This window comes from Staphylococcus simulans, assembly GCF_002902285.1.
Lineage (GTDB): Bacteria > Bacillota > Bacilli > Staphylococcales > Staphylococcaceae > Staphylococcus > Staphylococcus simulans.
Genome location: NZ_PPRU01000011.1, coordinates 47,895 through 68,458 on the forward strand (window position 1 = coordinate 47,895; position 20,564 = coordinate 68,458).

Annotated in this window: 20 protein-coding genes and 1 riboswitch; of the genes, 11 read left to right on the forward strand and 9 right to left on the reverse strand. The window is 35.3% G+C overall.

The features are described from left to right. Nucleotides 1–144: 144 nt before the first annotated feature. Nucleotides 145–492, reverse strand: a complete 348-nt coding sequence (locus CD112_RS02625) for a hypothetical protein (protein ID WP_002480897.1) — start codon at nucleotides 490–492, stop codon at nucleotides 145–147. A gap of 169 nt (nucleotides 493–661) precedes the next feature. Here CD112_RS02625 and pepF point away from each other — a divergent pair, with 169 nt between their 5' ends. Next, the gene (pepF, locus tag CD112_RS02630; RefSeq protein WP_103363802.1) at nucleotides 662–2,473 is read left to right on the forward strand and encodes an oligoendopeptidase F; all 1,812 of its coding nucleotides are present in this window, start codon (nucleotides 662–664) and stop codon (nucleotides 2,471–2,473) included. 92 nt (nucleotides 2,474–2,565) lie between these two features. Here pepF and phoU read toward each other — a convergent pair whose 3' ends face one another. From phoU to cvfB, 6 genes are all read right to left on the reverse strand, one after another. Then, the gene (phoU, locus tag CD112_RS02635; protein ID WP_002480899.1) at nucleotides 2,566–3,213 is read right to left on the reverse strand and encodes a phosphate signaling complex protein PhoU; all 648 of its coding nucleotides are present in this window, start codon (nucleotides 3,211–3,213) and stop codon (nucleotides 2,566–2,568) included. Next, nucleotides 3,213–4,106 (reverse strand): phosphate ABC transporter ATP-binding protein PstB, encoded by an 894-nt coding sequence (gene pstB, locus CD112_RS02640; protein WP_002480900.1) that lies wholly within the window; start codon nucleotides 4,104–4,106, stop codon nucleotides 3,213–3,215. Before pstB ends, phoU begins: the two co-directional genes overlap by 1 nt. Nucleotides 4,107–4,157: 51 nt before the next feature. Continuing rightward, the gene (gene pstA / locus CD112_RS02645) at nucleotides 4,158–5,090 is read right to left on the reverse strand and encodes a phosphate ABC transporter permease PstA (RefSeq protein WP_002480901.1); all 933 of its coding nucleotides are present in this window, start codon (nucleotides 5,088–5,090) and stop codon (nucleotides 4,158–4,160) included. 1 nt (nucleotide 5,091) lies between these two features. After that, nucleotides 5,092–6,018, reverse strand: coding sequence for a phosphate ABC transporter permease subunit PstC (gene pstC / locus CD112_RS02650; RefSeq protein ID WP_002480902.1), 927 nt, complete (start codon nucleotides 6,016–6,018; stop codon nucleotides 5,092–5,094). A gap of 176 nt (nucleotides 6,019–6,194) precedes the next feature. Continuing rightward, the gene (locus CD112_RS02655) at nucleotides 6,195–7,139 is read right to left on the reverse strand and encodes a phosphate ABC transporter substrate-binding protein PstS family protein (RefSeq protein WP_002480903.1); all 945 of its coding nucleotides are present in this window, start codon (nucleotides 7,137–7,139) and stop codon (nucleotides 6,195–6,197) included. 420 nt (nucleotides 7,140–7,559) lie between these two features. After that, nucleotides 7,560–8,471, reverse strand: a complete 912-nt coding sequence (gene cvfB, locus CD112_RS02660) for an RNA-binding virulence regulatory protein CvfB (protein WP_023015224.1) — start codon at nucleotides 8,469–8,471, stop codon at nucleotides 7,560–7,562. Between the two features lie 185 nt (nucleotides 8,472–8,656). Here cvfB and CD112_RS02665 point away from each other — a divergent pair, with 185 nt between their 5' ends. From CD112_RS02665 to lysA, 9 genes are all read left to right on the forward strand, one after another. Then, complete coding sequence (locus tag CD112_RS02665) at nucleotides 8,657–10,258, forward strand: ABC-F family ATP-binding cassette domain-containing protein (RefSeq protein ID WP_002480905.1); 1,602 nt, start codon at nucleotides 8,657–8,659, stop codon at nucleotides 10,256–10,258. A gap of 252 nt (nucleotides 10,259–10,510) precedes the next feature. Further along, nucleotides 10,511–10,687, forward strand: a riboswitch (Lysine riboswitch). 87 nt (nucleotides 10,688–10,774) lie between these two features. Then, entirely contained in the window at nucleotides 10,775–11,977 is a 1,203-nt protein-coding gene (locus CD112_RS02670; RefSeq protein ID WP_002480906.1) for an aspartate kinase, read from the forward strand. A 79-nt stretch (nucleotides 11,978–12,056) separates the two neighbouring features. Continuing rightward, nucleotides 12,057–13,046 carry an aspartate-semialdehyde dehydrogenase gene (locus CD112_RS02675; protein WP_023015223.1) on the forward strand — a complete coding sequence of 330 codons (990 nt, stop codon included), beginning with the start codon at nucleotides 12,057–12,059 and terminating at the stop codon, nucleotides 13,044–13,046. Nucleotide 13,047: 1 nt separating this feature from the next. Beyond that, nucleotides 13,048–13,932: a 4-hydroxy-tetrahydrodipicolinate synthase gene (gene dapA, locus CD112_RS02680; protein ID WP_023015222.1), complete on the forward strand. Its 885-nt coding sequence runs from the start codon at nucleotides 13,048–13,050 to the stop codon at nucleotides 13,930–13,932. Beyond that, nucleotides 13,932–14,657 carry a 4-hydroxy-tetrahydrodipicolinate reductase gene (gene dapB / locus CD112_RS02685; protein WP_002480909.1) on the forward strand — a complete coding sequence of 242 codons (726 nt, stop codon included), beginning with the start codon at nucleotides 13,932–13,934 and terminating at the stop codon, nucleotides 14,655–14,657. The genes dapA and dapB overlap by 1 nt, the downstream gene beginning before the upstream one ends. Before the next feature lie 24 nt (nucleotides 14,658–14,681). Continuing rightward, nucleotides 14,682–15,401 carry a 2,3,4,5-tetrahydropyridine-2,6-dicarboxylate N-acetyltransferase gene (gene dapD / locus CD112_RS02690; RefSeq protein ID WP_103363803.1) on the forward strand — a complete coding sequence of 240 codons (720 nt, stop codon included), beginning with the start codon at nucleotides 14,682–14,684 and terminating at the stop codon, nucleotides 15,399–15,401. A 119-nt stretch (nucleotides 15,402–15,520) separates the two neighbouring features. Next, nucleotides 15,521–16,684: a M20 metallopeptidase family protein gene (locus tag CD112_RS02695; RefSeq protein ID WP_103363804.1), complete on the forward strand. Its 1,164-nt coding sequence runs from the start codon at nucleotides 15,521–15,523 to the stop codon at nucleotides 16,682–16,684. After that, on the forward strand, nucleotides 16,681–17,757 hold the full coding sequence (locus CD112_RS02700) for an alanine racemase (protein ID WP_023015220.1): 1,077 nt from the start codon (nucleotides 16,681–16,683) through the stop codon (nucleotides 17,755–17,757). The genes CD112_RS02695 and CD112_RS02700 overlap by 4 nt, the downstream gene beginning before the upstream one ends. Nucleotide 17,758: 1 nt before the next feature. Continuing rightward, nucleotides 17,759–19,027 (forward strand): diaminopimelate decarboxylase, encoded by a 1,269-nt coding sequence (gene lysA, locus CD112_RS02705; protein ID WP_103363805.1) that lies wholly within the window; start codon nucleotides 17,759–17,761, stop codon nucleotides 19,025–19,027. A gap of 233 nt (nucleotides 19,028–19,260) precedes the next feature. Here lysA and cspA read toward each other — a convergent pair whose 3' ends face one another. Continuing rightward, complete coding sequence (gene cspA / locus CD112_RS02710) at nucleotides 19,261–19,461, reverse strand: cold shock protein CspA (protein WP_001831260.1); 201 nt, start codon at nucleotides 19,459–19,461, stop codon at nucleotides 19,261–19,263. Between the two features lie 351 nt (nucleotides 19,462–19,812). Beyond that, a complete protein-coding gene (msaA, locus tag CD112_RS02715; RefSeq protein ID WP_023015218.1) occupies nucleotides 19,813–20,121 on the reverse strand; it encodes a regulatory protein MsaA in 309 nt (102 codons plus the stop codon). A 158-nt stretch (nucleotides 20,122–20,279) separates the two neighbouring features. Between msaA and CD112_RS02720 the strand changes: the two genes are divergently transcribed. Beyond that, a complete protein-coding gene (locus CD112_RS02720) occupies nucleotides 20,280–20,549 on the forward strand; it encodes an acylphosphatase (RefSeq protein WP_002480918.1) in 270 nt (89 codons plus the stop codon). The last annotated feature ends 15 nt before the right edge of the window (nucleotides 20,550–20,564 follow it).

The following is a 20,564-nucleotide window of genomic DNA, read 5'->3' on the forward strand; positions in this document are numbered from 1 at the left end:
GTTCACTTCCTTTCTATCTATAGGCATTATTGTTTAATTATAATACGTAAATATTCATTTTAAAAGAAGAGTGCGTTGGCGCTATAGTATAAACAAAATAAAACAAGACTGCTTAGAAAACAGCCTTGTTTGTTATAAATATATTTATTTATTTCTGCGGAATCCATGTATGCGTGAACGTCTGCCTTCATGTTCATGCAGCTCTTTTTGAAGACGTTTTTCTAAACGGCGACGTCTGAAGTCGCGTGTGAAATACCAGACTAAGAAACTTTCAATTAAACTGATAATTGCCATAAACGCAGCATACCCTAATAATGGCTGATATGTGATATCAAAAAAGTTTGGCAAGAAGAATGCAAGCACGCCCAGTACTACAAATGTTAATACTGCAGGTGCTACCCATTTACTTAAAGCGAGTCCGAAAAAGACAGTTACGATTAATACTGCTACAATCGTAATCCATAAATAATTCGGCATATCAAAAATCGTCATATACTTACTCCTCTCATTTCTATGAGAATTTAATCGTTTGCTTTATACATATTGTACAGTAAAGTGATTAAAACATGAAATAAATCAAAGCTTGTGCTAGATGCTTTCGTGAATCGCTTGATGTATAATTTACTCATAACAATTATTAAGATTGCAGGAGGAATTCTATATGAGCCAAGGATTACCATTAAGAAAAGATATTCCTAAGCAAGAGAAATGGGACTTATCGGATTTATTTGAAAGTGATGAAGCATTTTATCAAACATTAGAAGAAGTATTAAGTGATACACTTGCGTTCAATAAGACGTTTGAAAATCATTTAGATTCAGTAGAACAAGTGAAAGCAGCATTACCTCGATTTGTAGATTTATTAGTTCAAATTGATCGTTTAGGTAATTACGCGGAAATGTATCACAGCGTAGATACTACTGACCCAAATCGTCAAAAATTGAGTGCTAAACTTAGTACATCATACGGAAAAATTGCGAGTCAACTTGCTTTTGTTGAGTCAGAAATTCTCGCATTATCTGATGCGCAAATCGACGAATTGATTGCTGATACACCTTATCCGCATTATTTAAAACAATTGAAACGTCGTAAACCACACCAATTGTCATTCGAGGTGGAAAAAACATTAGCAGCTTTATCACCGACATTTAGTGCGGCTTATGATATGTACGGTATCACTAAAATGTTGGATATTCATTTTGAGCCATTTGAAGTAGATGGTAAAACATATCCATTAGACTACCCTACTTTCGAAAATGAATATGAAGATAATCCTGATACAACATTCAGACGTAAAAGTTTTAAACATTTCAGTGAAGCTTTACGTAAATATCAACATACGACAGCTGCGATTTATAATACGCATGTACAACAAGAGAAAATTGAAGCGGATTTAAGAGGCTATGATTCAGTCATTGACTACTTGTTGGAAGAACAAGAAGTGACAAGAGAAATGTATGACCGTCAAATTGATGTCATTATGAGTGAATTAGCACCTGTCATGCAACGATATGCGAAATTACTTCAAAAAGTACATGGTTTTGACCATATGAAATTTGAAGACTTGAAAGTCTCTATTGATCCATCATACGATCCAGAAATCTCAATTGAAGATTCTAAAAACTATATCTATAATGCATTAGGTATTTTAGGCGATGACTACTTGAACATGGTACAAGCTGCTTATGATGATCGTTGGATAGATTTTGCGCAAAATAAAGGTAAAGAAACAGGTGCTTATTGTGCAAGTCCATATGCTTCTCATAGCTATGTCTTTATTTCATGGACTGGTAAAATGAATGAAGCTTTTGTATTAGCACATGAATTAGGACATGCAGGTCATTTCAATCTTGCACAAAGTCATCAAAACTTCTTAGAATCAGAAGCGTCTATGTACTTTGTAGAAGCACCATCTACTACCAATGAAATGTTAATGTCGAACTATCTCTTTGAAAGCAGTAATGACCCTAAATTTAAACGTTGGGTAATCGGTTCTATTATTTCAAGAACATACTATCACAATATGGTGACGCACTTATTAGAAGCAACGTATCAAAGAGAAGTTTATCGCTTAGTAGATGCAGGTGAAACATTAACAGCCTCTACACTTAATGATATTACACGCAAAGTTTATCAAGACTTCTTTGGTGATGCAGTTGAAATTTCTGAAGGAGCAGAGTTGACTTGGATGCGTCAACCACACTACTATATGGGGCTTTATTCTTATACGTATTCTGCTGGTTTAACAATTGGTACAGTGATGTCACAACGTATTAAAAACGAAGGAAAACCTGCAGTAGAAGATTGGTTGAATACCTTGAAAGCTGGCGGCAGTTTATCACCTGTAGACTTAGCAAAAACAGCAGGTATTGATATTACAACAGATGCCCCACTTCGTGAGACAATCAGTTATATCAGCAGTCTTGTAGATGAACTTGAAGAATTAACAGAAGAAATTAACCAACAATCATAAGAAAAGTTCATATCAAGCTTTATATATTGTTGAGTTACACAAATAAAACAGGGAGAACGCTCGCATTGAGTGTTCTCCCTGTTTTTATATTTTTAGACCATTGATTCGTAAGCTTCGCCAGTAATATAGTAGTAAATATTTTCAGCGATATTTGCGATATGGTCTCCCATACGTTCTAAATGTCTTGCGGCTAAATGGGCTTGCCCTGCCACAAATGGATCATTATCGATTAAATAAGTTGTATTTACGATGTCTTTATATAAATCGTCAATATCTTTATCTCGTTCGATAATTTCAAGAATTAAAGTTACGTCTTTATTTTTAAATGCTGTATCTAAATCTTTCAGCATAAGCAACCCTAAATCACCCATTGTTTTTAAACGCGTTAAAATGTAATGATCAGTGATTTTTACACGTTTACGGATTTTCGCAATGCTTGCGGCATTATCACCGATTCGTTCAAATTCTGATGCGATTTTTAATGCAGCAATCATCATACGTAAATCTGTCGCAATCGGTTGTTGTTTTGTGATTAACATCACAACTTTTTCATTGATTTCATCTTCTAATTGGTTAATATCCAAATCACCTTTAATGATTTGGCGAGCGAAATTTCGATCTTCTTTATTTAAAGATTGAACCGCTTTTTCGATACTGAAGTAGACTTTAATTCCCAAAGCACGTAAATCTTTGATTAAGTCTTTTAGTTGCTCTTCATAATGCTGACGGATAACAGTCATTAACCGAAACGTCCTGAAATGTAGTCTTCTGTTTGTTTGTCAGAAGGATTAGAGAAGAGCTTATCAGTATCATCGTACTCGTTTACGTAACCATTTAAGAAGAATGCTGTTTTGTCTGAAATACGTGCTGCCTGTTGCATGTTATGCGTTACCATGATGATAGAATATTTTTGTTTTAATTCTTGAACCAATTCTTCAACTTTTAATGTTGAAATCGGGTCAAGTGCTGATGTAGGTTCATCCATTAAGATTACATCAGGTTCGATTGCTAAACATCTAGCGATACATACACGCTGTTGCTGTCCACCTGATAAACCATATGCGTTTTGGTTTAATCTGTCTTTTAATTCATCCCAGATTGCTGCGCCGCGTAATGATTTTTCAACGATTTCATCTAAGACTTTCTTGTCTTTGATGCCGTGGATTTTTGGACCATATGTGATGTTATCATAAATTGATTTCGGGAATGGGTTCGGTTGTTGGAACACCATACCTACGTTTGTACGTAATTTTTCAACAGATTGTTTATTGCTGAAAATATCGTTGCCGCGGTAAAGAATTTTACCTGCTGTTTTAACACTTGGTACAAGTTCTACCATTCTGTTTAATGTTTTGATATACGTTGATTTACCGCAACCTGAAGGTCCGATAATCGCTGTGACATTGTTTTCTAAAATATCTAAGTTAATATTTTTTAATGCGTGGTTTTCACCGTACCATAAGTCTAAATTTTGAGTTGAGTAAACAATTTCTTTGTTTGTATCTGTTTCAATTTTAGACGATTCATTAGAGTATGATTCTACTTTAATTGTACGTTCTGACGCGTGGCTTTGTAACTCTTCATTTAGCTTTGCCTTGTCTTGTCCTTGTTTTCTGTCTTGAACTTTTTCCATTCTGTCAAAACTCCTTTGATCAATTATTATTCGTGAGCTTCAATTTATCAATTAGTATTTTTTACTGAATTTATTTCTTAAGAATATCGCTAAACCATTCATCGCTAGCAACAATACAAGTAAAACGATGATGCCGGCTGATGCGACATGTTGGAATGCTTCTTGCGGCATTTTTGCCCAGTTGTAAATTTGAATCGGCATTGCTTGGAACATATCGAAGATACCAGTTGGTAAGCGTAATAAGATTGTTGGGATACCGATTAAGATTAATGGTGCTGTTTCACCTAATGCACGTGATAACGATAAGATGAATCCTGTTAAGATACCAGGTAATGCAGCTGGTAAAACAATTTTGTAAATTGTTTGCCATTTGTTGCCGCCTAATCCATAACTTGCTTCTCGTACTGATTTAGGTACAGCACGAATTGCTTCTTGGCTTGATACAATGATTACTGGCAAAATCAGTAATGACATTGTTAAAGCGGCTGCAATGACTGATTTACCTAGTGATAAAGATTCAATTCCCATACCACGAACGAAAATCGTAAGTCCTAATAAACCGAATACAACTGAAGGTACACCAGCTAAGTTTGAAATACTGATTTTAACGAAACTTGTGAATGCATTATCTTTCGCATATTCTTCAAGATAAATCGCTGTACCTACACCTAAAATGATTGAGATAGGAATGATTGTAATCATTAACCATAATGTACCAACTAATGCACCTTTAATCCCTGCCATTGAAGGCATTGAAGATGAGAAGTTCGTAAAGAATGATGGTTTTAAATAAGGAACCCCTTTGATTAATGTATCGATTAATAATGCTGCTAGCACAATAAGTCCGATTAAAGTACAAGCGAAGAATACCCACTTCAACACTTTGTTTTTAGTTAAACGAGATGATAATTTCTTTTCAACTTGTTGTTGGTTAACCAGTGCTCTGCTGCTGCCACTTTGGTTTGTAGTTGTTGTAGTCGCCATCTTAATACTCCTCTCTGAAACGTTTTGCAATCCATTGAGAGATTAAATTCATTACAAGTGTGAAAAGGAAAAGCGTAAATCCTACAGCGTAAATACTGTAATACGTATCAGATCCGAATGTTGCATCACCTGTTGCAACTTGTACGATATAACCTGTCATAGTCTGAATTGAACCAGTTAAATTAAATGTTGCATCTGGTGTACTACCTGCTGCTAAAGATACAATCATTGTTTCACCGATGGCTCTTGAGATTGCTAAAACAATTGAAGCAACAATCCCTGAAATGGCTGCTGGTAAAACAACTTTTGTCGCAACTTCAAATTTTGTTGCGCCTAATCCTAATGCACCTTCACGAATTTTGTTCGGTACTGATGCCATCGCATCTTCACTTAAACTTGTGATTAATGGGATGATCATAACCCCTACGACTAAACCTGGTGAAATTGAGTTGAAGCTTCCTAATTCAGGGAAGATACTACGTAACATTGGTGTTACGAATGTTAATGCGAAGAAACCAAACACAATTGTTGGGATCCCTGCTAAAATTTCAAGTACAGGTTTAATAATTTTACGCATTCTGTCTGATGCATATTCGCTCAAATAAATCGCTGCGCCTAATCCGATAGGTACCGCAAAGAGTGTCGCAATGACAGTAACTTTCAACGTACCAAATATTAATGCCCAAATACCGTATTTCGGGTCGCTAGAGAATGGGTTCCACTCTCTTGTAAACAAGAATTCTACGATAGATACACGTGTGAAGAATGTAATAGTTTCTGTTAATAGAGTAAATAAGATACCAATTGTTGTAAGAATCGATATCACTGCGATAACCGCTAGAACAATAGGAACAAGTTTGTCACTGACACCTTTTTTGTTTCTTTGGTTATGAGCAATCATTTCTCTAACGTTGTGTTGAGATTTCATAATTCCCTTCTTCCTTCCCTTGGAAAAATAATAAGTGTTAAACAATTTGATTGTGTGAATAAGTCTTAAAACAAGCGCACCCGAGACACAGCTCGGGTGGACAAGTGCTTATGAGATGCGAAACTTAAGTTGAAAGTTTCACTGATAATGGAAGTTTAACTTGAGTACTGCTGTGATTATTTAGTTGAATCTTCTAGTTTTTTAAGTTGATCTTTGTAGTCTTTTTCAGGTAATGCTACATAGCCAGCTTTTTCTGCTGATTTACCTTTATCTTCTAAGATAAATTTGATGAATGTGTTAAGACCTTTATTGTCTTTAAGTTTTTTGTCGTTAGTGTATACATATAAGTCACGGCTTAATGCGTAAGAACCATCTTGGATAGATTTCTTAGTTGGTTCGATTGCTTTACCGTCTTTACCTTTGATTTTAACTTCTTTTAATGAATCTTTGTTTTGCTCGTAGAAGTTGTAACCAAAGTAACCTACACCGTTTTTGTTATTTTTAACTGATTGTACGATAACGTTTGTATCTGCGTTTTTCTCAGCTTTGATATCTTCTTTGTTCATAACTTCTTCACTGAAGAAATCGTAAGTACCATGTGATTGGTCTGGTGAGAATGCTTTGATTTCTTTAGCTGGGAATTTAGGGTTAACATCTTTCCAAGTTTTAGCTTGACCAGAGTAGATTTTTTTCAATTCATCAACTGTTAACTCTTTAACGAAATCGTTGTCTTTGTTGACTGCGATTGTTACACCGTCTTTAGCGATCTTCCATTCAGAGTATTTGATGCCTTTTTCTTCTAATTTCTTTTTCTCTTCATCTTTGATTGGACGTGAAGCGTTTGAGAAATCAGTTTCGTTATTGATGAATTTTTCAAAACCGCCACCTGTACCAGAAGTACCTGATGAAACCGTAACGTTCGGATATTTTTGAGCAAATTTCTCATTTAAAATTTCAATAATTGGTCCTACAGTTGAAGAACCGTCACCTTTAACTTCGCCTTTGACTTCTTTATCCTTGCTATCTCCGCTGTCGCTGCTACCGCCGCCGCTGTTTCCACATGCGCCTAATAATAATGAAGCACCAATTACTGTAGTTCCTAAAACTTGCCATTTTTTCATGATAAGAAATCCTCCTAAAATAAACATTTGAGCGTTATGATTTTTTTGTTTGCTCAAGCTGTATGTAATTACTTTCAACACCTATATTACAGACGGATTGTTAATTACAAATAGAGGAATTGTAAATATACAGTGAATGAGAAATCAGATTAAATTTACAATCTTTACAAAGTTTACAAATGCATAATAAACCGCGTCATATCAACGTTTTAATATTTCGTTAATATGCCCTTCATAATTGCTCAATGGAAATTAGATTGAAAATTTCTGTAAAAAAATTTGAAAAAAGGAGAAATAAATTGCGTGGCTTTGATTTTGAATGTAAAAATCGCTCTTTTAGGTGCTTATTTTACAGTGAGATTACAAAAAATAGAAAAAACTAGGATGCAGTGCACCCTAGTTTCAATGTTTTTCATATTATTAAGATTGGTTTTCTGATTCAGCAATCGCTTCCCCTTTTTTGGTTAAGCTGATTTTGCCTGTTTCAATGTTAATGATTTTCTTCTTATATAAATGACCGATTGCACGTTTGAATGACCCTTTACTCATATTGAACACTTCTTTGATTGCTTCTGGACTTGATTTATCCCAAAACGGCAGTTCTCCATCATATTCTACAAGTAAATCAAAAATCACTTGGCCATCATCATCAAGACGTTCATGAGCCAATGGTAAGAATGAACCATTCAACTCGCCTTTTTCATTATGACCAATAATTCTCACATTGACTGCTTCCCCTAGTCTAGGTTCTGATTTTCTTTCGCTTTCATGTACAAAGATTTTATAACCATCTTTAGATAGTAAGAAACTTCCAATCTTTAATACACGATAGGCACGTGCTTCGATAATATTGTTTTGAAGTGAATCATCATGTACAGGTGTGTACATTTGACTGACAATCGTTTCTGAAGCGAGACGTGCAAACATTTGTCTCTCACTATCGATTCTTAATGTCGCAAGCACTTCATCGCCGTTTTGCGGCCATAATGATTTAACTTTTGGTAAATCTTCCCATGGGATTAAAACTTCACGAGGAAGTCCTGCATCTACTTTCGCACCATCGCGATCTGTTTTTAGTACTTTAACATAGTCATATTTGGTTGTTGTGATGTCTGGCATGTTTTGAGTCGCAAATAATTCGCCAGAACGGTTTGGGTAAATAAAGAAACTATATTCTTCACCTATTTCCAGGTCATCCTCTTCATTTACTTCTGATTGATTGAGTTTCACTTCTTCGCCATTTGGGCCTGCTAATTGGTATGTTGAACCATTCAAACCGACTACTTTGAGAAATTCAATTGTACCGATAATATCGTTATCTTTTAAAGCCATAATAACTCCTTCCACTTTCTGTATTAGGCATATTATAACACGGTTAACATTTTTATAGACAGAACTTCTATTGATTCTTTCTATAATATAGATGAATTATGTTTGTTTAACCGCCATATATCGAAAGAAACGTATTTGTGTGGTATAATTCATGCGTTAGAAATATCAATTAATGGAGGAAATTCATGTTACAAGTTACTGATGTAAGTTTGCGATTTGGCGATCGTAAATTGTTTGAAGATGTAAATATCAAATTTACAGAAGGTAATTGCTATGGTTTGATTGGCGCAAACGGTGCAGGTAAATCTACTTTCTTAAAAATACTTTCTGGTGAATTAGATTCACAAACAGGTCATGTTTCAATGGGTAAAAACGAAAGACTTGCGATTTTAAAACAGGATCACTTTGCTTATGAAGACGAGCGCGTATTAGATGTTGTGATTCAAGGTCACGAGCGTTTATATGAAGTGATGAAAGAAAAAGACGAAATCTATATGAAACCAGACTTCAGTGATGAAGATGGTATTCGTGCTGCAGAATTAGAAGGCGAATTCGCAGAAATGAATGGTTGGAATGCTGAAGCAGATGCAGCAACATTATTATCAGGTCTAGGCATCCCTGCTGATTTACATGATAAAAAGATGTCTGAATTAGAAAACAACCAAAAAGTAAAAGTATTATTAGCTCAAAGTTTATTCGGTGAACCTGATGTTCTTTTACTTGATGAGCCTACCAACGGTTTAGATATCCCTGCAATCAGCTGGTTAGAAGATTTCTTAATCAACTTTGAAAATACAGTTATTGTAGTTTCACATGACCGTCACTTCTTAAATAACGTATGTACACATATTGCTGATTTAGACTTCGGTAAAATCAAAGTGTATGTCGGAAACTATGACTTCTGGTATCAATCAAGTCAACTTGCTCAAAAAATGGCGCAAGAACAAAACAAGAAAAAAGAAGAAAAAATTAAAGAATTACAAGACTTCATTGCACGTTTCTCTGCGAATGCTTCTAAATCTAAACAAGCAACAAGCCGTAAGAAACAATTGGAAAAAATCGAGTTAGATGATATTCAACCATCATCTCGTCGTTATCCTTTCGTGAAGTTTTCACCAGAACGTGAAATCGGTAATGACTTATTATTTGTAGAAAACGTATCAAAAACAATTGACGGTGAAAAAGTCTTAGATAACATTTCATTTACAATGTTCCCTAACGATAAAGCTGTACTTGTTGGAGATAGCGAAATTGCGAAAACAACATTACTTAAAATTTTAGCTGGAGAAATGGAACCAGATGAAGGTACAGTTAAATGGGGTGTGACAACTTCACGTACGTACTTCCCTAAAGATAACTCAGAATTCTTCGATGGTGTGAATATGACATTAGTCGACTGGTTAAGACAATATGCACCTGAAGATGAACAAACTGAGACATTCTTACGTGGTTTCCTAGGTCGTATGTTATTCAGCGGTGAAGAAGTGAAGAAGAAAGCAAGTGTCCTTTCAGGTGGAGAGAAAGTACGTTGCATGTTAAGTAAAATGATGCTTTCAAGTGCGAATGTTCTCTTAATGGATGAACCAACAAACCACTTAGACTTAGAAAGTATTACTGCAGTCAACGATGGGTTGAAATCATTCAAAGGTTCAATCATCTTCACATCACATGACTTTGAGTTTATTAACACAATCGCAAACCGTGTGATCGACTTAAACCCACAAGGTGCCCTTTCTAAAGAAATCAGTTACGAAGAGTACCTAAAAGAAACTGGTGTATTAAGCTAGAAATTATGCAGAGGTTAGGTGAAAAATCCTAACCTCTTTTTCTATGTTTAATCCCTACAGTTCAGTCTATATAGAGTATATAGCTAAAAAATTGATAATAGACGATGAAAAAAACAAAGTATAAATTACACTTAATTAGTAAATACTTTCGGAATTTAGGCTTTTTTCAGTAAATTTCTAAAAATCATATATTTCTGGTTTACATCTCAATGGTAACTATGTATAATGTGATACATACTAATTAATTGAATAGTTTTTTGATGAGGCGCATCAATCATAAGTACTTGCCACGCCTACTGTCTGTTGCAGTTGGTAAGGAAAGGGTGAGATGCCGAAATAATCATAAATGCAGAGTTATGATTGTTGGACTTTCAGGTTAAGAGCTAAGGGTCTGTCATTATTATCAAATAATGGAGTGCATCACTTGTATATAAATTTACGAGCAAGTTCGCATTCCGGACTTGCTCTTTTTATATATGTGATTCTCCCCTACTATCGAGGAGGATATGTAAAGCAATGAAGAGAAGTGTTTTAAAATTCGGCGGTTCGTCTGTCAGCGATTTTACGAAAATTAGGAATATTGCTGAAATGCTGAAAAATAGAATTGAAAATGACGAACAACTTATTGTCGTGGTCAGTGCAATGGGAAAAACAACTGACCAATTAATGGAAAATGTAGCTGCGCTGACCAGCGAACCAAAACAACAAGAGCTTGCCCTCTTATTAACAACTGGTGAACAGCAAACTGTTTCCTACTTGTCTATGGTGCTAAACGATATAGGCGTTCAAGCAAGAGCCATGACAGGATATCAAGCCGGAATTAAAACAGTTGGACATCATCTCAAAAGCAGGATTGCAGAAATCAACCCTGATACTTTTGATAAAGCATTTGAAACGCATGATGTACTTGTTGTAGCCGGGTTCCAAGGTATCAATGATGAACTTGAATTGACTACGCTTGGCCGAGGTGGTTCGGATACGACAGCAGTTGCATTAGCAGCAGCCAATCAAACACCATGTGAAATTTATACAGACGTTGACGGTGTCTATGCGACTGACCCTCGTATTTATAAAGATGCCAAACGTTTAAGTGTAGTTTCTTACGAAGAAATGATGGAAATGAGCGCACTGGGTGCTGGGGTTTTAGAAACACGCAGTGTCGAACTCGCAAATAACTATAACATTCCATTGTATTTAGGAAGAACGTTATCAAATGTGGAAGGAACGTGGATTATGTCACAAACAGAAATACTAGAGAAAAAAGCAGTAACGGGCGTAGCTTTAGATAGCAAAATGATGCATGTCACTATCAGCTATCCCCTATCTGATAATAAACTCTTAACAGATTTATTTACTTTACTTGAAGAAGGACAAGTCAATGTTGATATGATTTCTCAAATCGTCAACCTTGAAGGGTTACAGCTCTCATTTACAATTAAAGATACTGATTTGACACAAATCAAAGGTATTTTTAACAAATTGTCAGAAAGTTATCAAGCTTTAGATTATAATTTAAATGATGCCTACGCAAAGATTTCCTTGATTGGATCAGGTATGAGAGATATGTCAGGTGTCGCATCGAAAGCTTTCATCAGTTTAATTAATGCAGGTATTCCGTTCTACCAAACAACGACATCTGAAATCAGTATCTCTTATGTTATCGATGCTGATAACGGAGAACGTGCAGTCAAACAACTTTATGAAACATTTGATATTTAAAAGTTGGAAAGCAGCAAGAATCAGAAACTCAAGAAAGAATTAACGACTTTCTTAAATAATAATATGGAGTGAATTGAATATGACAAAATTAGCAATCGCAGGTGCAACAGGTTTAGTAGGAAGCAAAATGTTAGAGACAATCGATCGTAAAAATATTCCATTTGATGAGCTTGTATTATTTTCTTCAGCAAGATCAGCAGGAAAAGAAATCGAGTTTCAAGGTAAAACATATACAGTTCAAGAACTAACAGAAGACGCTGCAAGCGAACATTTTGATTATGTATTGATGAGTGCTGGGGGCGCTACAAGTGAACACTTCTCACCTATTTTTGAAGAAGCGGGAGCCATTGTTATCGACAACTCAAGTCAATGGAGAATGCACGATGATATCGATTTAGTCGTACCAGAAGTCAATGAACCTAAATTTACAAGAGGTATCATCGCAAACCCTAACTGTTCAACAATCCAATCAGTGGTACCTTTAAAACCATTACAAGATAAATACGGTTTAAAACGTGTTGCTTATACAACATATCAAGCAGTATCAGGTTCAGGTTACGCTGGCCGTGAAGATTTATTAAATGGAGAAAAAGGAGAAGAACCAAAAACTTATCCTCATCCTATTTATAACAACGTGTTACCTCACATTGATGTCTTCTTAGAAAATGGTTATACAAAAGAAGAACAAAAAATGATTGATGAGACACGTAAAATCTTAAACTTACCAGACTTAAAAGTAACAGCAACTTGTGTGCGTGTACCTGTACAAGACAGCCACAGTGTTGAAATGGACGTTACTTTAGATAAACCAGCGACAGTAAAAGAAATTCAAGAACTATTTGAAAATGATGATCGTGTTGTCTTAGTAGACAATCCAGAAAATAATGAATATCCGTTGGCTGTTTATTCTACTGGTAAAGATGAAGTCTTTGTCGGTCGTATCCGTAAAGACGATTCATTAGATAATACATTCCATATTTGGGTAACATCAGATAACTTACTTAAAGGCGCAGCATTGAATACAGTCCAAATTTTAGAACAAGTTTTATCAATGAAAGGAGTTTCTTAATATGAGTCGTTTATTTGAAGGAGTTGGGGTAGCTCTTACGACCCCATTCACAAATAATGAAGTCGATTATCAAGCATTAGAGAAACATGTTAATTATTTATTAGACAATAATATCCAAGCGATTATTGTAAATGGTACAACTGCAGAGAACCCTACTTTAACTGAAGATGAAAAAGAAAAAGTATTAGAAGCAGTTATTAAACAAGTGAATGGCAGAGCAACTGTTATTGCTGGTACAGGTACAAACTCAACTAAAAAATCTTTAGATGCTTCATTACGTGCTAAAGAATTAGGTGCAGATGCAATTATGCTAATTACACCTTACTACAATAAAACAAGCCAACGTGGTTTAATCGCCCACTTCACTACAGTGGCAGATGCAGTAGAACTACCTGTTGTTTTATATGATGTACCATCAAGAACAAATATGAGAATTGATGTAGAAACAATGGTTGAGTTAGCGAAAAATCCTTATATTGTAGCATTGAAAGATGCGACTAATGATTTTGAACATCACCGTGCGTTAAAAGAACGCTTAGACTTATCTGAGTTCTCATTATATAGCGGTAACGATGACAATGTTGTACGTTATTACGCTGAAGGCGGCCATGGTGTAATTTCAGTTGTCGCAAACGCGATTCCTGGTGATTTCCAAGCACTTTATGAAAAAGCAAAACGTGGCGAATCTATTGATAAAGATTTCGAACCAATTAACCGTTTGTTAAATGCGTTATCAGTAGATGTTAACCCTATCCCAATCAAAGCACTTACTGCTGTTGAAGGATTCGGTAACTACGAAGTACGTTTACCGTTAGTGACTTTAGAAGAATCAGACCGTAAACAACTTGAAGAAGCATATGCCAAATATAAAGCAGGTGAACTTTAATGAAAATTTTGTTAATCGGATATGGTGCAATGAACAAACGTGTGGCACGTTTGGCTGAAGAGCAAGGACATGAAATTGTAGGTGTTATCGTTCCAGATCCTGAAAATGACTATCCCTACCCTACTTATTCACAAATCAGTGAAGCAAAAGATGCTGAAGTAGCGATTGATTTCTCTAATCCGGAATTATTATTACCGTTATTAGACCAAGATTTCAAATTACCAGTTGTTGTAGCTACAACGGGTGAAAAAGAAAAAATTCAAGAAAAACTACAAGCATTAAGTAAAGACATGCCAGTCTTCTTTAGTGCAAATATGAGTTATGGTATCCATGTCATGACAAAATTATTAGAAGTTGCCGTACCACTTTTACAAGGTTACGATATCGAATTAATCGAAGCACACCATAATAAAAAAGTAGATGCACCAAGTGGTACATTGATTAAATTGTTAGATGTTATCAAAGATATTAAAGAAGTAAACCCTGTCTATGATCGCTCACAAACAACTGAACGTAGAAAACCTGAAGATATCGGAATTAGTGCTGTTCGTGGCGGTACAATTGTTGGTGAACATGAAGTATTGTTTGCTGGTGTCGATGAAACGATTGAATTAACACATCGTGCACAATCAAAAGATATCTTTGCGAACGGTGCAATTACAGCCGCTGAGCGATTGGTTTCTAAACCAAATGGGTATTATACATTTGATAATTTAAATAATTAATTAAACAAAGGAGAGGTTTTTACCATGGCAAAAGATTTAACAGCTGAGGAGATTATTCAATATATTAGTGATGCGAAAAAATCAACACCACTAAAAGTTTATATTAACGGAGCGTTCAAAAACGTAGAATTCCCTGAATCATTTAAAGTATTCGGCGGAGAAGATTCTAAAGTGATTTTCTGTGAAGCAGATGACTGGGATAAATTCTATGACGAATATCAAAACTACATTGAAGATGTAGAAATTGAAATGGATCGTCGCAACTCTGCGATTCCACTAAAAGATTTACGTCATACAAACGCGCGTATTGAACCAGGTTCATTCATTCGTGAACAAGCGATTATCGAAGATGGTGCAGTTGTGATGATGGGCGCAACAATCAACATCGGTGCGGTAGTCGGCGAAGGTACAATGATCGACATGGGTGCGACATTAGGTGGTCGTGCAACAACAGGTAAAAATGTACATGTCGGTGCAGGTGCTGTATTAGCAGGTGTTATCGAACCACCAAGTGCATCCCCTGTTGTAATTGAAGATGATGTATTAATCGGTGCCAATGCAGTTATCTTAGAAGGCGTTCGTGTCGGTAAAGGCGCAATTGTTGCTGCAGGTGCAATTGTGACACAAGACGTTCCACCCGGTACTGTAGTTGCAGGTACACCAGCGAAAGTAATCAAACAAACTTCTGAAGTTGAAGATTCTAAACGCGAAATCGTATCTGCTTTACGTAAATTAAATGACTAATCAAAAACCAGACGTTAACAACTATTAAATAAATCAAAAAAGGCGTATCGTGTGCGTTTTGCAGAGCCTCACATACGCCTTTTATACATATTATTAAGTAAGACAAAAGGAAGGATATTATGACACAAACTGAATTAGAATTTGTAACACAACATCGTCGCCATTTACATCAAAACCCAGAACTAAGTTTGGAAGAATACGAAACAACGAATCATATCATTGCTTTTTTAGAATCTATCGGCGTACCTTATGAACGTCCTTTAGAAACAGGTGTCGTTGCACACTTAAAAGGTAACGGTAATCATACAATTGCGTTTAGAGCTGATATTGATGCTTTACCGATTGATGAAGAAAATGACATCGACTTTAAAAGTTCAAAAGCAAATGTGATGCATGCGTGTGGACATGATGGCCATACAACTGCCCTACTCTTATTTGTCAGACGATGCAAAGCTTTATTTGACAAAGGCGAATTACCGCAAAATGTAGTGTTTATTTTCCAACCTGCTGAAGAAACAGGCGCAGGTGCTAACCGTTTGATCAAAGCTGGTGCATTTGATCATCATCCAATCGAAGCGGTTTTTGGTATCCATGTTATGCCGTTTAATGATGAAGGCACTGTAACAATTATGAATGAAGAAATTACTGCGAGCGCTACAGAATATCGCTTCTTCTTAAAAGGACAATCTAGCCACGTTGCGAATAAAGAACAAGGACGCTCATGTGGTGAAGGTTTAATCCATGTATTAAACCAAGTGAGTCAAATTCAACAATATCATTTGAATGGTTTACAAAGAAATATAGTTCATATTGGTCGTTTTAATGCTGGTGAAGCGATTAACACAGTCCCTAGTCAAGGTTACTTAGAAGGTACAATTCGTACGTATGACACAAATGATCTACAAGCAGTAAAAGATCAAATGTCTAAAATTGCGCAAAGTGTACAGTTATTATTTGGTGTTAATTGCGAAGTGAAGTTTGAAGAAGGTTACCCACCTACTTTTAATGACCCTACTTTACATGATGGTGTCGTTAAAGCTTTAAAAGATGCGGACTTTAATGTAGTAGAATTAGAAAAACCTTATTTATTCGGTGAAGATTTCAGTTTCTATAGCCAAATTGCGCCAAGTTACTTTGCTTTTGTCGGTATTCGTAATGAAGCAAATGACTGGGTACATGGTTTGCATACACCGAAACTTAACTTCGACGAAGCACAATTAATCCGTATTGCGGATTATTATGAAAATCTATTATTCCAATATGGCAAGGAGGTTTCTTCATGACAGCGATTTGGTCGGTAAACCGTCAACAATTTATAGATAATGCGAAAAAAGTACGTCATAACCAAAATTTAATGGCCGTTGTGAAGAACAATGCTTATAACTATGGGTTAGAATTTTCTGTAGAAGCCTTTTTAGAAGCTGGCATTGATACATTCAGCACAACTTCACTTGCTGAAGCTATTCGTGTCAGAAAAATTGCACCAAATGCGACGATTTTTTTAATGAACGCTGTTTATGATTTTGATGCGGTAAGAGATAATCATATTCACATGACCCTGCCCTCTTTAACTTATTACTATCAATATAAAGAAGAGTTACAAGGTATCCATGTTCACTTAGAATTTGAGAACTTACTTCATCGTTCTGGGCTTAAAACCATACAAGAAATTAAAGAAGTACTTGAAGATCATGCGAATAACCAAAATGAAGATAAGATGATTATCAGTGGTTTATGGACACATTTTGGTTACGCAGATGAATTTGATGTTCCTGAATATGGTATTGAAAAACAAGCGTGGGTTGACGTTGTCGATGCATTACTTTCTGAGGGATATCATTTTGATTTAATTCATGCACAAAACAGTGCTTCATTTTATCGAGAAGAACAACAACTTTTACCGCATCACACGCATGCACGTGTCGGTATTGCTTTATATGGCTCAAGACCTTACAGCAGCTTATCAGAAGACGTTATCAGTCAATCACTTACTGTTAAAGGTAATGTGATTCAAGTCAGAGATGTAAATAAAGGTGACTATTGCGGCTATAGCTTTGCGTATGAAGTCGAACAAGATCATACAAAACTTGCGGTTGTTGATATGGGTTACGGTGACGGTATTTTAAGAACCAGAGCTAAACACGAAGCCATTATTAATGGTAAACGTTACCCTATCAAAGCTTTGATGATGAGTCATATGTTCGTTGCGGTTGATGAAACCGTTACTGCACAAGATGAAGTGATACTATATAATGAAGATATGCGTATTGATGAATATACGTTTAAAGGTGTCGGCGCGAACTCTGAACAATTAAGTGCGCTAAACCATGATTCTTTGATAAAGGAGATTCGATAAAATGGTTGTAGAATATAAAAATGGTAAATTAACAATGGGTGGCACAAGTTTAGAAATGATTGCTCAAAGCTTCGGTACCCCACTGATTGTTTATGATGAGGACCAAATCCGTAATCAAATGCGCAGATATAAAGAAGCATTTGAAGCTAGCGGCCTTGATTATAATATTTCATATGCTTCAAAAGCATTTACTTGCCTGCAAATGGTTAAGCTTGTACAAGAAGAAGGATTAAGCTTAGATGTTGTATCTGAAGGTGAACTTTATACTGCTTTAGAAGCCGGTTACGACCCAGCAAACATCCACTTTCATGGTAATAACAAAACAAAACACGAAATTCGTTATGCATTAGAAAGTAAAATCGGTTATTTCGTGATTGATTCTTTAGATGAAATCGAATTAATTAATAGATATGCATCAGAAACAGCTGATGTTGTACTACGTGTAAATCCTGGTGTAGAAGCACATACCCATGAATTTATTCAAACGGGCCAAGAAGATAGTAAATTTGGTTTATCTATTCGCTATGGTTTAGCAGATCAAGCGATTGAAAAAATTCAAAATAGCGATAAATTAAACTTAAAAGGTATCCATTTCCATATTGGTTCTCAAATTGAAGGCACAGAAGCAATGATTGAAACAGCTAAAATTGTGATTAAATGGTTAAAAGATTTGAATTTAGAAGTGGATTTACTAAATATTGGTGGTGGCTTCGGAATCCGTTATGTTGAAGGTGATGTCAGCTTCCCTATCGAGTCAGGTATCAAAGAAATTACAGATGCTTTAAAAGATATTGCGAAAGAAGCAGATTATCCACTACCAACAATTGGTATTGAACCAGGACGTTCTATTGTGGGAAAAGCTGGTGTAACGCTTTATGAAGTCGGTACAATTAAAGAAATTCCTGGTATTAACAAATATGTATCTATTGACGGTGGTATGAGTGATCACATCCGTACAGCATTATATGGTGCAAAGTATGATGCCTTATTAGTTAATCGTGATGAAGAAGCGGACGATACAGTCACTATCTCTGGTAAATTATGTGAGTCTGGCGATATTATTGCGCGAGATGTGAAATTACCTTCATCTGTTCATCGTGGCGATTACCTTGCGATATTATCAACAGGTGCATATCACTACTCTATGTCATCTAACTATAACCAAATGCAGAAACCTGCAGTGTTATTTGTGAAAGATGGTAAAGCAAGAGAAGTTATTAAACGTCAATCACTACGTCAATTAATTATTAATGATACAAAAGTAAAATAAATCATAAATGTAAAAAACGAACTGAGATAAGATCAGTTCGTTTTTTTGTATTATACGAGATTTAATAAATTAACAGAAGAAAAATCACTCTTTTCCAAGAAACAACAATATATCATTATCTAAATTTTCCTTCCGTTTTATATTGGGGATAAAGCCAAAAAAGGAAAAAGACAAAGAAAAAAACACTTTACAAAGTGTAAAGTGTTTAATAATCAATAAAAGCCATCTATTAATTATAGTTTAACAACGTTTGCAGCTTGAGGACCGCGGTCGCCTTCAACTACTTCAAATTCTACTGATTGACCTTCTTCTAATGATTTGTAACCTTCTTGGTTAATTGCTGAGAAGTGTACGAATACATCGTTTTCTCCTTCAACTTCGATAAAACCGAATCCTTTTTCAGCGTTGAACCATTTAACTGTACCTTGTTTCATAATTTGTGAAACCTCCAAGACTAAAATTCAATATGCTTATTCGCATATTACAAAAAATACTTACGATAATTAGAGTATTGTAAAACCACAAAAGTAAATCTAGATATCTATATCATTCTAATCACTTTTCAACAGTCTTATGTATATGCTGCAGGTGGATTAATAACTGTTCATGACTCAATATAAATCTTACGATACCACCCTTAGTTGCAGATTACGCAAAAGCAATGTTATCGGTATGTTCTATATGTGTTTGAGCTAAATATTCTTTGCAATATGGAATAAAACTATTGCTTAAAACCCATTATAGTGCATTCCCCATATCATTGCAATACAAATAGTAAAAAATAATTAGTCAATAATTGGGAGGTCGTAATATACTTCGTTATTATATAATACGATAAAGCTATAAAATATTTGCATATCTTCATCGCAATCTTCACAAAACCCCATATCACAATTATTGTAGAATGCATAAATGTTGTACTTACCTTTTATGAAATTATCAAACTTCATTTTAGACAAACAAATCAGTTCTCTGTATTTTTTAAGCATATCCTCATATTGTTCAAATTGAAATTGTTCATAGATATTATCGCGCCAATCATCGAACAACCACCATCCCTCATAGTCAGCTCTGATTATATTGACTGTCCACACTTTAAAATCCCCTTTTTAGAAAATCATTTCTCTTTATATTCTTAACTATTGAAGAGATAATTTCAAGAAATGTGTTTGTATTTATAGATATTGGGTTGTGTAGTAAATATTAGTTTTTTGCCCTGAAAATTCGTATAATAAAACAAAGAGGTGATCTTATGCAACGTAGAAAAATTCAAGTATTTGGACAAGTACAAGGTGTCGGATTCCGTTATTTTACTGAACGCCTTGCACAAAAATATCATATTACAGGAACAGTACAAAATGTTGAGCAATATGTAGAAATATATGCCCAAGGTGAAGAACAAGAACTCGAACAATTCACACAAGCGATAATCGAGGGTGCTTCCCCTGCTTCCAATGTCACAGACTACAACATTGAACATCTAGATACAGATTCATCTTTAGAAAGATTTAGAACTATTTAAAAAGGAAGATGTAAA

Bases quoted from the DNA above. Each gene is read 5' to 3' on its own strand.
- CD112_RS02625 (WP_002480897.1), bottom strand. From the start codon at position 492: ATGACGATTTTTGATATGCCGAATTATTTATGGATTACGATTGTAGCA.
- pepF (WP_103363802.1), top strand. From the start codon at position 662: ATGAGCCAAGGATTACCATTAAGAAAAGATATTCCTAAGCAAGAGAAA.
- phoU (WP_002480899.1), bottom strand. From the start codon at position 3,213: ATGACTGTTATCCGTCAGCATTATGAAGAGCAACTAAAAGACTTAATC.
- pstB (WP_002480900.1), bottom strand. From the start codon at position 4,106: ATGGAAAAAGTTCAAGACAGAAAACAAGGACAAGACAAGGCAAAGCTA.
- pstA (WP_002480901.1), bottom strand. From the start codon at position 5,090: ATGGCGACTACAACAACTACAAACCAAAGTGGCAGCAGCAGAGCACTG.
- pstC (WP_002480902.1), bottom strand. From the start codon at position 6,018: ATGAAATCTCAACACAACGTTAGAGAAATGATTGCTCATAACCAAAGA.
- CD112_RS02655 (WP_002480903.1), bottom strand. From the start codon at position 7,139: ATGAAAAAATGGCAAGTTTTAGGAACTACAGTAATTGGTGCTTCATTA.
- cvfB (WP_023015224.1), bottom strand. From the start codon at position 8,471: ATGGCTTTAAAAGATAACGATATTATCGGTACAATTGAATTTCTCAAA.
- CD112_RS02665 (WP_002480905.1), top strand. From the start codon at position 8,657: ATGTTACAAGTTACTGATGTAAGTTTGCGATTTGGCGATCGTAAATTG.
- CD112_RS02670 (WP_002480906.1), top strand. From the start codon at position 10,775: ATGAAGAGAAGTGTTTTAAAATTCGGCGGTTCGTCTGTCAGCGATTTT.
- CD112_RS02675 (WP_023015223.1), top strand. From the start codon at position 12,057: ATGACAAAATTAGCAATCGCAGGTGCAACAGGTTTAGTAGGAAGCAAA.
- dapA (WP_023015222.1), top strand. From the start codon at position 13,048: ATGAGTCGTTTATTTGAAGGAGTTGGGGTAGCTCTTACGACCCCATTC.
- dapB (WP_002480909.1), top strand. From the start codon at position 13,932: ATGAAAATTTTGTTAATCGGATATGGTGCAATGAACAAACGTGTGGCA.
- dapD (WP_103363803.1), top strand. From the start codon at position 14,682: ATGGCAAAAGATTTAACAGCTGAGGAGATTATTCAATATATTAGTGAT.
- CD112_RS02695 (WP_103363804.1), top strand. From the start codon at position 15,521: ATGACACAAACTGAATTAGAATTTGTAACACAACATCGTCGCCATTTA.
- CD112_RS02700 (WP_023015220.1), top strand. From the start codon at position 16,681: ATGACAGCGATTTGGTCGGTAAACCGTCAACAATTTATAGATAATGCG.
- lysA (WP_103363805.1), top strand. From the start codon at position 17,759: ATGGTTGTAGAATATAAAAATGGTAAATTAACAATGGGTGGCACAAGT.
- cspA (WP_001831260.1), bottom strand. From the start codon at position 19,461: ATGAAACAAGGTACAGTTAAATGGTTCAACGCTGAAAAAGGATTCGGT.
- CD112_RS02720 (WP_002480918.1), top strand. From the start codon at position 20,280: ATGCAACGTAGAAAAATTCAAGTATTTGGACAAGTACAAGGTGTCGGA.